This window comes from Streptomyces davaonensis JCM 4913 (assembly GCF_000349325.1).
Lineage (GTDB): Bacteria > Actinomycetota > Actinomycetes > Streptomycetales > Streptomycetaceae > Streptomyces > Streptomyces davaonensis.
This window is the reverse complement of sequence record NC_020504.1, coordinates 8,466,713-8,479,553: the sequence shown is the minus strand read 5'-3', so window position 1 is coordinate 8,479,553 and position 12,841 is coordinate 8,466,713. Positions and strand designations below refer to the sequence as shown.

At 73.4% G+C, this 12,841-nt stretch carries 9 protein-coding genes; 6 read left to right on the top strand and 3 right to left on the bottom strand.

The window, feature by feature from the left end; all coding sequences use genetic code 11:
• The first annotated feature begins 106 nt into the window (after positions 1–106).
• From modA to BN159_RS37455, 3 genes are read left to right on the top strand one after another with little or no spacing between them, the layout of a single operon-like run.
• Positions 107–931, top strand: coding sequence for a molybdate ABC transporter substrate-binding protein (modA, locus tag BN159_RS37465; RefSeq protein ID WP_015662259.1), 825 nt, complete (start codon positions 107–109; stop codon positions 929–931).
• Positions 928–1,776 carry a molybdate ABC transporter permease subunit gene (modB, locus tag BN159_RS37460; protein WP_015662258.1) on the top strand — a complete coding sequence of 283 codons (849 nt, stop codon included), beginning with the start codon at positions 928–930 and terminating at the stop codon, positions 1,774–1,776. The genes modA and modB overlap by 4 nt, the downstream gene beginning before the upstream one ends.
• Complete coding sequence (locus tag BN159_RS37455) at positions 1,773–2,849, top strand: ABC transporter ATP-binding protein (RefSeq protein WP_015662257.1); 1,077 nt, start codon at positions 1,773–1,775, stop codon at positions 2,847–2,849. The genes modB and BN159_RS37455 overlap by 4 nt, the downstream gene beginning before the upstream one ends.
• 20 nt (positions 2,850–2,869) lie before the next feature.
• Here the strand turns inward: BN159_RS37455 and BN159_RS37450 are convergent, their stop codons facing one another.
• From BN159_RS37450 to BN159_RS37440, 3 genes are read right to left on the bottom strand one after another with little or no spacing between them, the layout of a single operon-like run.
• Entirely contained in the window at positions 2,870–3,295 is a 426-nt protein-coding gene (locus BN159_RS37450; protein ID WP_015662256.1) for a CBS domain-containing protein, read from the bottom strand.
• A gap of 33 nt (positions 3,296–3,328) precedes the next feature.
• Positions 3,329–5,050: a DNA polymerase/3'-5' exonuclease PolX gene (gene polX, locus BN159_RS37445; RefSeq protein WP_041820424.1), complete on the bottom strand. Its 1,722-nt coding sequence runs from the start codon at positions 5,048–5,050 to the stop codon at positions 3,329–3,331.
• Positions 5,051–5,078: 28 nt separating this feature from the next.
• Positions 5,079–5,741 carry a dienelactone hydrolase family protein gene (locus BN159_RS37440; protein WP_015662254.1) on the bottom strand — a complete coding sequence of 221 codons (663 nt, stop codon included), beginning with the start codon at positions 5,739–5,741 and terminating at the stop codon, positions 5,079–5,081.
• Between the two features lie 80 nt (positions 5,742–5,821).
• Here BN159_RS37440 and BN159_RS37435 point away from each other — a divergent pair, with 80 nt between their 5' ends.
• From BN159_RS37435 to BN159_RS37425, 3 genes are all read left to right on the top strand, one after another.
• Entirely contained in the window at positions 5,822–6,922 is a 1,101-nt protein-coding gene (locus tag BN159_RS37435) for a CapA family protein (protein ID WP_015662253.1), read from the top strand.
• 96 nt (positions 6,923–7,018) lie between these two features.
• Positions 7,019–7,873, top strand: a complete 855-nt coding sequence (locus tag BN159_RS37430; protein WP_015662252.1) for a DUF4132 domain-containing protein — start codon at positions 7,019–7,021, stop codon at positions 7,871–7,873.
• A complete protein-coding gene (locus BN159_RS37425) occupies positions 7,870–12,840 on the top strand; it encodes a hypothetical protein (protein WP_015662251.1) in 4,971 nt (1,656 codons plus the stop codon). Before BN159_RS37430 ends, BN159_RS37425 begins: the two co-directional genes overlap by 4 nt.
• Position 12,841: the final 1 nt, after the last annotated feature.

The following is a 12,841-nucleotide window of genomic DNA, read 5'->3' as shown; positions in this document are numbered from 1 at the left end:
CTGGCTCATGCGAAGCGACAGAAGACTTTGCCCTCGCATCTGCGGCATGATCGAGCCATCAGGGCCGCAGGTGATGGGGTCCGTCAGGACCAGAGGGAGTACATCCGTGTCGACTCGTACCGCGCGCCGGACCCGCCGCCCCGTTCAGGTGGCCGCCCTGGCAGCCGCCGCCCTGCTGGCCTTGAGCGCCTGTTCCTCGTCCGACGACTCCTCGCCCGCGAAGTCGGACTCCCCCGGCTCCGGCTCGGGCAAGCTCTCCGGCGACGTCACCGTCTTCGCCGCCGCCTCGCTCAAGGAGAGCTTCGAGAAGCTGGGCAAGCAGTTCGAGCAGGAGCACCCCGGCACGAAGGTCACCTTCAGCTTCGGCGGCAGCGACTCACTGGCCGCGAGCATCACCGGGGGCGCCCCGGCCGACGTCTTCGCCTCCGCCAGCCCCAAGACGATGAAGATCGTCACAGACGCCGGGGACGCGTCGGGAACGCCCGCGACGTTCGTGCGCAACCAGCTGGAGATCGCGACGCTGCCGGGCAACCCGGACGAGATCGCCTCCCTGAAGGACCTCACCGACAAAGGCCTGAAGGTCGTCCTCTGCGACGAGGAGGTGCCGTGCGGCGCCGCCGCACAGAAGGCTCTGGAAGCCGGGGACCTCAAGCTCACCCCCGTCTCCTACGAGCAGGACGTCAAGGCCGCCCTGACCAAGGTGGAACTGAAGGAGGCGGACGCCGCGGTCGTCTACAAGACCGACGTGAAGGCAGCCGGTGACAAGGTGGAGGGCGTGGACTTCCCCGAATCGGCCGACGCCATCAACGACTACCCGATCACCCTGCTCAAGGACGCCCAGAACCCCGACACCGCCAAGGCGTTCATCGCACTCGTCCAGTCCGCCGAGGGGCAGCAGGTCCTGACCGAGGCCGGGTTCCTCAAGCCGTGACCCCGATCGACAAGGCCGATGCCGCGAGCGACACCCTCGATGGTGGACCGCGGCGTCGGCGCGTCCGGACGGGCATCCCCCTGCCCCTGCTGTTCCCCGCGCTGCTGGGCCTGGCGTTCCTGATCGTGCCGCTGATCGCGCTGCTCGTCCGGACCCCCTGGCACAGCCTGCCCGAGCAGCTGACCAGCGCCGAGGTGTGGCAGGCGCTCCAGCTCTCCCTGGTGTGCGCCACCGCGGCGACCGCCGTGAGCCTGGTCCTCGGCGTACCGCTGGCCTGGCTGCTGGCGAGGGTCGAGTTCCCCGGCCGCGGCCTGGTCCGCGTCCTGGTCACCCTGCCCCTCGTCCTGCCCCCGGTGGTGGGCGGTGTCGCCCTGTTGATGGCCCTGGGCCGCAACGGCGTCGTCGGCCAGTGGCTGGACTCCTGGTTCGGCATCACGCTGCCCTTCACCACGGCGGGAGTCGTGGTCGCGGAGGCGTTCGTGGCGATGCCGTTCCTGGTCATCAGCGTCGAGGGCACCCTGCGCGCCGCCGACCCGCGCTTCGAGGAGGCCGCGGCCACCCTGGGCGCCTCCCGCTTCACCGCGTTCCGCCGGGTCACGCTGCCCCTGATCGCCCCCGGCATCGCGGCCGGTGCCGTCCTGGCGTGGGCGCGGGCGCTCGGCGAGTTCGGCGCGACGATCACCTTCGCGGGCAACTTCCCGGGCCGCACCCAGACCATGCCGCTGGCCGTGTACCTGGCGCTTCAGAGCGACCCGGAGGCGGCGATCGCGCTGAGCCTGGTCCTGCTCGCCGTGTCCATCGCGGTCCTGGCCGGGCTGCGCGACCGCTGGATGACCGCCTCATGACCGAGACCCACGACGTCCCCGCCGACACCGCCGTGGCCGGGCTCGACGCCCGCCTCGTGGTGAACCGCGGCGCGTTCCGCCTCGACGTGGCCCTGACCGTCGCCCCGGGCGAGGTGGTCGCCCTGCTCGGCCCGAACGGCGCCGGAAAGTCCACCGCGCTGCGGGCCCTGGCCGGGCTCACCCCGCTCGCCGACGGCCATCTGCGGCTCGACGGCACGGAGTTGGACCGTACGCCGCCCGAGTCCCGCCCGGTCGGGGTGGTGTTCCAGGACTATCTGCTCTTCCCGCACCTCACGGCTCTCGACAACGTGGCCTTCGGGCCGCGCTGCCAGGGCGCGTCCAAGGCCGAGTCCCGCGCGGTGGCCGCCCAGTGGCTGGACCGTATGGGCCTCGCCGAACACGCCGGTGCCAAGCCCCGCAAGCTCTCCGGTGGCCAGGCCCAACGCGTGGCCTTGGCCCGGGCCCTGGCCACGAACCCTCGACTGCTCCTCCTCGACGAGCCCCTCGCCGCCCTGGACGCCCGCACCCGGCTGGAGATCCGGGCTCAACTCCGCCGCCACCTCGGCGAGTTCGAGGCGGTCGCGGTCCTGGTCACGCACGATCCGCTGGACGCCATGGTGCTGGCCGACCGGCTGGTCGTCGTCGAGGACGGACGGGTCGTCCAGGAGGGCGCACCGTCCCACATCGCCCGTCATCCGCGGACCGACTACATCGCCCAGCTGGTCGGTCTGAACCTCTACCGGGGCGAGGCCGACGGCCACACCGTCCACCTCACCACCGGCCCGCCCCTCACCACCACGGAGCTGCTGTCCGGTCCGGTCTTCGTGGCCTTTCCGCCGAGCGCGGTCACCCTGCACCGCGACCGGCCGACCGGCTCCAGCGCCCGCAACCTCTGGCGCTGCGAGGTGGCCGGCCTGGAGACCCACGGCGATCAGATCCGCGCCGCGCTCACCGGTGAGCTTCCCCTCGCCGCGGACCTGACCACGGTCGCCGCCGCCGAACTCGACCTGCACCCGGGCGCCACGGTCTGGGCGACGGTGAAGGCGGTGGAGACCCACGCGTACCCCGCCTGAGGGGCCGCGCGGCGGCGCCGTCAGTGGGTCGGTTCGGCCCGGCTGATGTCGGCGAGCGGGGTGTCCGGGTCCTCGGTGACGGCGAGGTCGCCGAGGCTGACCATGCCGACGGGGCAGCCACCGTGTTCCACCACCGGGAGCCGCCGTACCGCGTACTCGCGCATCAGCTCGAGCGCGCGGTCGGTGGTGTCGTCGGGGGTCACGGTGACGACCGGCGGCTTGCTGCACACCGAGCCGACGGCCGCGGTGTGCGGGTCGGCTCCCTCGGCGACGGCGCGGACCACGATGTCCCGGTCCGTGAGCACACCGAAGAGGTCGCAGTCGTAGGCCACCAGTACATCTCCGACGTTCTGCTCGCTCATCAGGCGGGCCGCCTTCTCCACCGTGGTCATCGGCTCCACGGCCACCGCTCCGGGCGACATCACGTCACGTATCCGATGAGTCATGGGGGCACCTCGCGTCCGTATCGGCCTGCCCGGCTATGCCCTCCCCTTGTGCAGGAAGCGCTTGAGCCGGGTCAGGGTCCAGGTGTTGATCACGTCGTCCTTGGTCAGCCAGCCGCGCTGGGCCGTCGCCACGCCGTAGCGCATATGGGCGAGGTGGGGTACGGCGTGGGCGTCGCTGTCGATCGCGAACCGCACCCCGTGCCGCCGGGCCCTCAGGATGTGCTCGTCGCCGAGGTCGAGCCGGTCCGGGTGGGCGTTGATCTCCAGGGCGGTGCCGGTGCGGGCGCAGGCGGCGAAGACCTCGTCGAGGTCGGCGTCGATGCCGGGCCGCTTGCCGATCAGCCGCGTCGTGGGGTGGCCGATGATGTTGACGCAAGGGTTCTCGCAGGCCCGTACGAGCCGCCGGGTGAGGGCCGCCCGGTCCTGGTTGAAGTGCGAGTGCACCGAGGCCACGCACAGGTCGAAGTCGGCGAGGAAGTCGTCGGGCCAGTCGACGCCGCCGTCCGGGCCGATGTTCAGCTCGACCCCGTGCAGGAGGCGCATCCCGTGCGGGGGCTTGAGCGCCCGCACCTGCTCGCGCTGGGCCAGCATCCGCTCGTCGGTCATGCGCTGCATGTACAGGTCGGGGGCGTGGTCGGTGATCGCGTAGTAGGCGTAGCCGCGTTCGGCGGCTGCGGCGACCATGTCCTCCAGGCCGGCGAGACCGTCGGTGAGGTCGGTGTGGGTGTGCAGATCGCCGCGCAGGTCCTCCTCCGTGACCAGCTCGGGCAGCCCTCCGTCCAGGCCCGCCTCGATCTCCCCGCGGTCCTCGCGCAGCGCGGGGGCGATCCAGGGCAGCCCGAGCCGGGCGTAGACGTCCTCCTCGGTGCGGGAGACGATCTTCTTGCCGCTCTCGGCGTCGAACAGGCCGTACTCGGAGAGCTTCAGCTTCTGGTGGACGGCCCGTTCGCGGACCTTGATGTTGTGCGCCTTGGACCCGGTGAAGTACAGCATCGCGGCACCCCAGGAGTCCTTCGGTACGACGCGCAGGTCGACGGAGAGCCCCCGGTCGGTGCGCACGGACGTCTTCTTCTCGCCGCTGCCGATCACCTCGGTGACGTACGGCAGCTCGGTGAAGGCCTTCATCACCGGGCCCGAGGTGCGGGCCGCGACGAGGACGTCGATGTCGCCGATCGTCTCCCGGCCCCGGCGCAGCGACCCCGCGTAGGCGCACCGCTGCACGCCGCTGACCTCGGACAGTGCGGCGACGACCTCCTCGGCCAGCTCGGCGGCGACGTCGATGTGGACCCGGCCTCCGGAGGAGCGCAGCAGGTCGATGCCGTGCAGCAGGTTCTCCTCGGTGCGCGGCCCGAAGCCCTTCAGATCGCGCAGCCGCTCCTCGTGGATGGCGTCGGCCAGCTCGTCGACGGAGGAGATGCCCAGCTCCTCGTAGAGCATCAGGGCCTTCCGGGGCCCGAGGGAGGGGATGGCGGTCAGCCGACGCACTCCCTCCGGGATTCTGGCCCGCAGCTCCTCGACGGCAGCGACGCTGCCGCTGTCCAGGTACTCCACGACCTTGTCGGCGATGGACTTGCCGACCCCGGGGATCTCTTTGAGGCCCTTGGCGTCGAGGGTGGAGACATCGGTGTGGTGGCCGCCGATCGCGCGGGCGGCCTTCTCGTAGACGCGTGCCCTGAACGCGTCTCCTCCGGTGATCGAGATCAGGTCCGCGTACTCCCGGAAGAGCGCGGCGACCTCGTCGTTGGCACGAGCCACATGTTCAGGGTAGGCACGCGGGGCGGTTTCAATCCCCCGCGGCGGCCCGGACATGGTCCGCGCACCACTGCCGGGCCGCGTCGGCGACGTCGTCGAGGGCGCCGGGCTCCTCGAACAGGTGGGTGGCCCCGGGCACGACATGCATGGTGCAGGGCACCCGCAGCCGCCGCGCCGCCTCCTCGTTGAGCCGCATCACCTCCCGGTCCCGCCCGCCCACGATCAGCAGCACGGGCGCTCGTACGGCGTCCAGGGCGCCCTCGGCCAGATCGGGCCGACCGCCCCGGGAGACCACGGTCAGCACCCGCGCGGGACGTTCCGCGGCGGCCACCAGGGCGGCGGCCGCGCCGGTGCTGGCGCCGAACAGGGCGACGAGCAGGTCCGCCGTGTCGTCCCGGTCCGCCAGCCAGTCGACGGCGGCCACCAGCCGACCCCCCAGCAACCCGATGTCGAAGCGGTGCTCACGGGTCACCGCGTCCTCGCGTTCCTCCTCCTCGGTGAGGAGGTCCATCAGCAGCGTGCCAAGACCGGCGGTGCGCAGTGCGGCGGCGACCTGCCGGTTGCGGGGGCTGTGCCGGGAACTGCCGCTGCCGTGCGCGAACAGCACCACGGCCCGCGCCGACGGGGGCACGACCAGGTCACCGGCCAGCTCGACACCCGGGCCCACGGGCACGACGACCGACTGGGAGTTCATCACCATCGCCTGCTTCCCACGATCGCTCCGCTCCCCCGAGTTCCTCCGATCCCGCCCGGCAACCGGCCTACCGTGGACTTGTGGGCGACGGTGTCGTGACGCTGTTCCTGTGCGGCGATGTGATGCTCGGGCGCGGCGTCGACCAGATCCTCGCGCACCCCGGCGATCCGGCCCTGCGCGAGCCGTACGTGACGGACGCCCGCGACTACGTCCGCCTCGCGGAGTCGGTGAACGGGCCGGTCCCCGCCCCGGTGCCCCCGTCGTGGCCGTGGGGCGAGGCGCTGCGGGTGCTCGACGCGAGCGCGCCGGACGCGCGGATCGTGAACCTGGAGACCTCGGTCACCGACGACGGCGCCTTCGCACCCGACAAGGAGATCCACTACCGGATGCACCCCGGCAACCTCCCCGCGCTGGCCGTGGCCCGCCCCGATGTGTGCGTCCTCGCCAACAACCACGTCCTGGACTTCGGCCCCGCGGGGCTGACACAAACCCTCGATGCCCTCTCCCGCGCGGGGCTGCGCACGGCGGGCGCGGGACGGGACGCGGACGAGGCACACGCACCGGCGGCGGTTCCGCTGGGCGGCGGTGGCCGGGTGCTGGTGTTCGCGCTGGGCCTGGAGTCCAGCGGTGTCCCGGCGTCGTGGGCGGCGACCGCGGACCGCCCTGGCGTCGCGTACCTGCCCGCTCCGACACCGGACACGGCAGCCGCCGTCCTGGAGCGCGTACGGCGGTTCCGGCGCCCCGGTGACCTCGTGGTGGTCTCGGTGCACTGGGGCTCCAACTGGGGCTTCGGCGTGTCCCGGAGTCAGGTCCGCTTCGCGCACGCCCTGGTGGACGGCGGTGTCGACGTCGTCCACGGACACTCCTCGCACCATCCGCGCCCGGTGGAGGTGTACCGCGACCGGCTGATCCTTTACGGCTGCGGCGACTTCGTCGACGACTACGAGGGGATCTCCGGATTCCCGGAGTACCGCGACGAGTTGCGGCTGATGTTCCTCGTCTCGGTGGCGGCCGACAGCGGGCGGCTGACGGGGCTTCGGATGGTGCCGTTGCGGGCTCGGCGGATGCGTCTTGAGCGGGCCGGGGCGGCGGACCGGGAGTGGCTGCGGGAGACGGTCGGGCGGATCAGCGCCGGGGTGCGGATCGAGACGTCCGACGATGGTTCCCTGACGCTCACTTGAGCGGCTGCCGCGCAGGTCAGGTACCCCGGCGGTGCGTTGTCAGTGGGTTCCCCTAGAGTTCCCGTCACTTGATCGACGAAGTGCGGGGAGGCACCTGTGGGGTGGGTGACGGCGGGCGACTACGAGGTCGCGCTGGACGCGGGGAAGGTCGTGTGCCGCAATGCGGCCGGGCGGCGGCTGAAGTCGGTGCCGGCCAAACTCGCGGACGATCCCGCGGTGGTGGGGCTGCGTCAGCTCGCCGAGTGGCTCCAGCGGCACGAACGGCAGTGCCTCACCGACGTGGAGCGGTGGATGGTGCGCTCCCTTCCGGTGCCGCTCGCGGTCATCGCCCGGGTGTGGCCGGACCCGGCGTGGCAGGCGGCCCTGCGCGACCTGGTGGTCAGCGGGCCGGACGGTGAGGTCGCCGGGTTCCTGCGGGACGCCGACGTCGACCGGGGGCTCGGGCTCGTCGACCTGGACGGCGACACCGTGCGCATCAGCCCCGAACTCGTGCGCCTCCCGCACCCGGTGCTCCTCGACGACCTGGAGGAGCTGCGGGAGTTCGCCGTCGAACTCGGCGTCGAGCAGCGCGCGCAGCAGCTCTTCCGCGAGGTGTGGCACCGCCCGGAGAACCTCGACACCGAGTCCCGGTCCGTCGAGGAGTACGCGGGCGGGGTGTTCAAGGAGCTGCGGTTCCTGGCCGGCCGGGCCACCCAGCTCGGCTACCGCGTCCGCGGCGGCGACGCCGTCTGCTCGCTGCGCGAGGACGGCCGCGCGATCGAGGCCCGGGTCTGGATCGGCGACTACGAGACCTACATGGAGACCGAGACCGGCCCGCTCACCTGGACGGACAGCGCCGGAAAGACGCTGAGGCTCGGTCAGGTCGGGCCGGTGGCCTGGTCGGAGGGCATGCGCATGGCGGCCGCGCTGTACGCGGGACGCGACATCGAGGACGAGGAGAAGGCCGCATGAGCACGTACGACGAGACCACCGCGGCCGCCCTGCTGGAGGCGGGCGCCGTCCTGCCGCCGGGCAGCACCGACCGCGAGGACGCCGACACCCTCACCGTCCGCACCTACACCCACCCCGCCCTGGACGACCGGCGCGTGGTCCGGCTGGTGCCGGGCACGCTCGGCGAGGCGGAGGATCTCGCCCTGGAGTTCCTGGGGCTGGCCCGTGAGCCTCAGGCGCCCGAGGTCGGGCAGGTGCGCCGCGAGACGCTCGGCTTCCCCGCCTGGGCGCTGGTGAACGACCCGGCCAACGGCCACCACGCGCTGGCCCTGGTCAAGGACGTCGAGCGGCTCGCCCGGCAGGCCAAGTCCCGGCCCGGCAACGCCAAGGACGGCTTCGAGGCACTGGGCGAGCGGCTCGGCCGGGCCGTCCCGCACTTCCTGCCGACGTTCTACGAGCAGGCCGCGCGGATCTTCCTCCAGCACGAGAACACGACCTACGCGGCGGCCTTCTTCGGCAAGGCGCGCGAGGCGGAGCGGGTGCACGCGCTGGCCGTGGACGAGGACCGGCAGCGCGCGGTGTTCCTGGAGTTCGCCTTCGCCGGGGCGCTGACGGTCAAGGCGCTCAAGGAGCATGTGAAGGATCTGGCCCGGCGGCTCGACCCGGGCGAGGCGTGGGCGCAGTACCGGCAGTTGACCGTGGAGCGCTGCGCGGCGGGCATGCCGCCGTACGCCTCGCTGCCGCAGGACGCCCGCGCTCTGATCAAGGCGACCGGTCTGTCCCGGGTGACGGAGGAGTGCGCCCTGGTCGCGGATCTGATCGCCTCCCCGGCCGCGGTGCGCGCACCGGCCTCCTTCTGGAACACCTACCGGGCCACGCTGACCGTGCTCGCCAAGGAGCGCCCGGAGGCCCGGGTCCGGCTGCTGGAGATCATGCCGGGCGGTCTGGGCCGGTCCGTCGAGGAGGACGAGTTCTGGCTCGGGATCCTCGCGGAGACCGGCGCTGACCGGCTGCTGACCGGCGAGGACGCGGGCGAGGTGGACGCGGCGGACTGGCTCGGCCGGTGGGCGGCCTACCGCAAGCACGGCGCTGCCGTCTCCGGACGGTCCCCCGCCACGCTCGCGCTGGTCGCGCGGATGACTCCGCGGCTGCGTGCCGACGGGCGGGCCGTCGATCTGTTCACGGGCCGTTGGCACGCGGGGGCCGACCTGGATCTGCTCGACCTGTGCGCGGCGGAGGGCGTTCTCCTGTCGGTGCCTGACGGGGAGACCCCTGTCCACCTGGCCCTCGACCGCTGGCTGCGCGACGAGCGCCCCGGCCGCCGCGACCTGGTGGCCACCGCCGCCGACCCGCGGCTGCGGCGCCTCCTCTACGAGGCTGTGGGCACCCTGGGCGGGGACCGTGGGGCCAACGAGCTGCTGGAGGCGGTCGCCGCGCACCCGGTGCTGGGCGAGGTGCTGCGGGAGTGGATCGCCGACCGGGCCGACGAGTTCACCCGGGCGACCGGGCTGCCCGGCGCGCGGGAGGCGCTGGACCGGCTGCGGCCCTTCCAGTCGGTGGCCAGGCTGGTCGAACCCGAGGCCGTGGCCCAGGTCGCCGCCCATGAGGTCGCGCCGCTGCTGGGCCGTACCCTGCGCGCGGGCATCATCGACGAGCTGGGCTGGCCCGCCCTCGACGAGGCGCTCCGGCTGCTCGACTCCGAGATCCGCCCCAAGAGCCACCTCAACGACCTGATGGTCAGCGAGGCCTGGCCCGCGCTGATCCTGTCCCGGGGGCACAAGGCGGTCGTCGTCGGCCCGGAGGAGGTGCTGCTCGAACACGAACTGCGCCTGCCCGTCGAGCTGGACCGCTGGAGCCGCGCCCAGTTCCGCTACGCCGACGGCGAGCTGCTGGTCATGTGGCGGCAGGACAGCAAGCAGTGCGGCTACTGGTCGGCGCGGCCGTCCGAGGTGTTCACCCTGACCGGCGAACAACTCGGCTACTGGAACAATCACAACCTCGCCAGCCCCTCTGTCCCGCTGCCCGGCGGCGGCCGGGCCACCGGTGGCCGCACCCTGCACGCGGGCGACACGGTGCTGCCCCCGAACCGCCCGGTGCTGAGCGACGGCATCACCTGCTGGCGTCAGGGCCGCCAGGGGCGGCAGCAGCTGTGGCTCGAGTACGACCCGGCGACCGGCACGCACGGGCGTGCCTCGCTGCCCGCCTTCCTGCGGTCCGGCATCCACGAGGACGCCACGCTCGATCAGCACCAGTGCGAGGTGCTGCCCCTCCAACCCGGCCTGGAGCACAGTCCGTTCGGCACCGACGGCACGGTCCTGGGACGCTGGGTGCGCACCGGGACGGAGGGCGGCGAGAGGGTGACGACCGTCGGCACGCCGGACGGCCGTACCGTCACCCTGCGCCGGACGGTGGGTATTCCGCTGGGCTCGCTGCGGCTGCCCGGGGGCGCCGAGCCCGTCGTCGCACGGAACGGCTCACGCCTCGCCCTGTTCGCGGCCGACGACACGTCCGCCGGTGGCATGCTCGGCCAGGTGACCCTGGGCGAGCGGGGCCACCGGTTCGCCGCGGGCAGCCGGTACGTACCGCCGGTGGCCTTCTGGCACGCCCTGCGGCCGCGCGACGAGAAGGGCTCGGCCGTGCTGCGCGGCCTGGGCGACGAGCGGGCGGTGCAGTTGCTGCGGGCTGCTGCCGCCGCCACGGCGGAGTACCGGGCGCAGTTCGCCGCGGCCGCCACGCCGGAGGACCGCGCCAAGATCCCCAGCGCCGAGGAGTTCGTGCTGCGGGCCGTCCGGTCGACCTTGACCGAACTGACCGACGAGCGGCTGCTCATCGGTGTCACCGCCCTGGTACGGGCGGCGCGCAGCATCATCGAGTCGGCCATGACCCTCGCGGCGCCCCCGGTCGAGCGGGCACCGGTGAACAAGCGGCGCACGGAGGGCATGTTCGCGGACTACAGCCCCAAGCACGGCGACGACCGCACCCTGCGCGACGCCACCAACGGCATGACCAGCATCTGGGGCGGCTGGGGCGGCACGGAGCAGTGGAGCGTGCTGCGGCAGATCCGCGCGGTGAACCACGTGCTGTCCGGCCGCCCCGCCGACGGCACGCCGCTGCCCGCGGAGAAGGGGCGTCCGGCGCCGCTGAGCGACGGCTGGGTCAGCGACGAGTACACGATCCCGCGGATCGGCATGATCTGGCCGGCCATGCTCGGCGTGGTCCGCCCGCTCGCCTACCGGGGCGCCCTGCCGGCGGTGCCCGAGGCCCAACGGGAGGCGCTGCTCCTGCTGTTCGAGGCGCTCGCCGAAGGGCCGCTGGCCACCGGTGAGGGCCTGCGCGAGATCGTCCTGAGCGAGCCGCACGAGAAGCAGCAGCGCGTGGGCCAGGTACTGCGCCGGGACGGCCGCACGGTCGTCGTGCTCGGCTGCCAGAACGTCGACATGGCGCGCGACCGGGTCAACTGGCTCGCCCTGGACCACGATCCGACCGGCGCGTTCGGTGCCGTCGCCCATTTCACCCTGGAGAAGGAGACACGGCACCCGCAGGCGTTCCCCGCCGAGGGGCTCGCCGCCGTGGCCCGACTGATCCGGGACAAGGGCGCCGCGCCCTGGCGGCCCGAGGCGGTCGAGGCGTTCGCCGCCGTCACGCGGGGCGGGCTCGGCCCGCTCCAGGCGGGTGTGCTGCTGGCCGGTCTGCCGCACGACCGCGCCCCCGAGGCGCTGGCCCTCCTGGGCCTGAAGCCACGGCAGATGGACCAGGCGAACGGCATGCTGGGCTCGCTCGGGAAGACCGACCGCATGGCGCTGCTCTCGGCGCTGCTGCCCGCCGACCCCGCCGACCTGTGGCGGACCGGCCCGGATCTGGCCGCCGCGGGCGCGGTGTGGGCCGAGCGTCTCGGCTCGGTAGTCCGGCTGCCCGAGGAGCTGTCGGCCGACCTCGCGGGGCTGCCCGCCGGCTCCGCCGAGACGGTGCTCAACCCCGGGCGCACCCCCTGGATCACGGGTACCACGGTCCTGCGCCCCGACAAGGACGGCAACCTGGTCCCGCAGGACCCGGCGGCCGAGCCCGGTCGGCACGACCTGCCCAGCGCGGTCCTGGCCCTGGCCTCCCTCGCCTACGCCCTGCCCTACGGTCACCCGCTGCGGGCCGCGCTGCCGGAGGGGCTCGCCGCGCTGCGCCGCCGGATCGCCGACCCGGAGCTCCTGCTCCCGCTCGACGTCGAGTGGACGGAGAAGGGCACCTCGACCGCCGTGGAGCTGCGCAAGGCGTACGGCCTCCCCGAGACCGGCGGGGCCGACGCGCACGGCCGGACCCGGGTGGCCGAGGCGCTGGTGCTGCGGCCGTGGCACCGCGACCTGGAGCAGCCCTTGGTCCGCACGGCCGGTCTCACCGGCCCGGACGACGCCGTGCTCGGGCTCCTCGAAGGGCTGGTGGGCCCGCACCGCGGTGCCGGGCTGGGCTCGCTGCGCACGCTCCTGTCCGACGACCTCGCCCGAGCCGTCGCGGCGGGCACCGACCCCGCGGGGCCCGTCGGCCACGCCCAGGACCCCACGGTCAGTGTGCCGGAGCTGGTCAAGGAGGTCGCCGCGGCCCAGGGTCTGAGCGAGGACGCGGCGGCGCTGTATCTCCAGTTGCTGACCCTGCCCGACCCGACGGACCGCAACTGCGCCCGCTGGACCGGCTGGAAGCCCGCCCGGCTGAAGAAGGCCCGCACCGAACTGGCGGCGACCGACCTGGTCGTCGAGGCGAAGCGCACCCGCGCGGGGCGCACCCTGTTCCTGCCCGGCGCCTGGCGCGACCTGAAGGACGCCGCGCTGCCGGTGGAGGCCTGGAAGGAGGGCCTGTACCCGATCAGCGAGCACCTGCGTACCGTCCCGCATCTGCCACTGACCGAACTGTTCGCCCGCGCCTGGGAACGCGTCAGCGGCGGAGACACACCGGCCTACGAGGAACTCACCACGCGGGCCACCCGGAAGGGGCGCCGCCGATGAC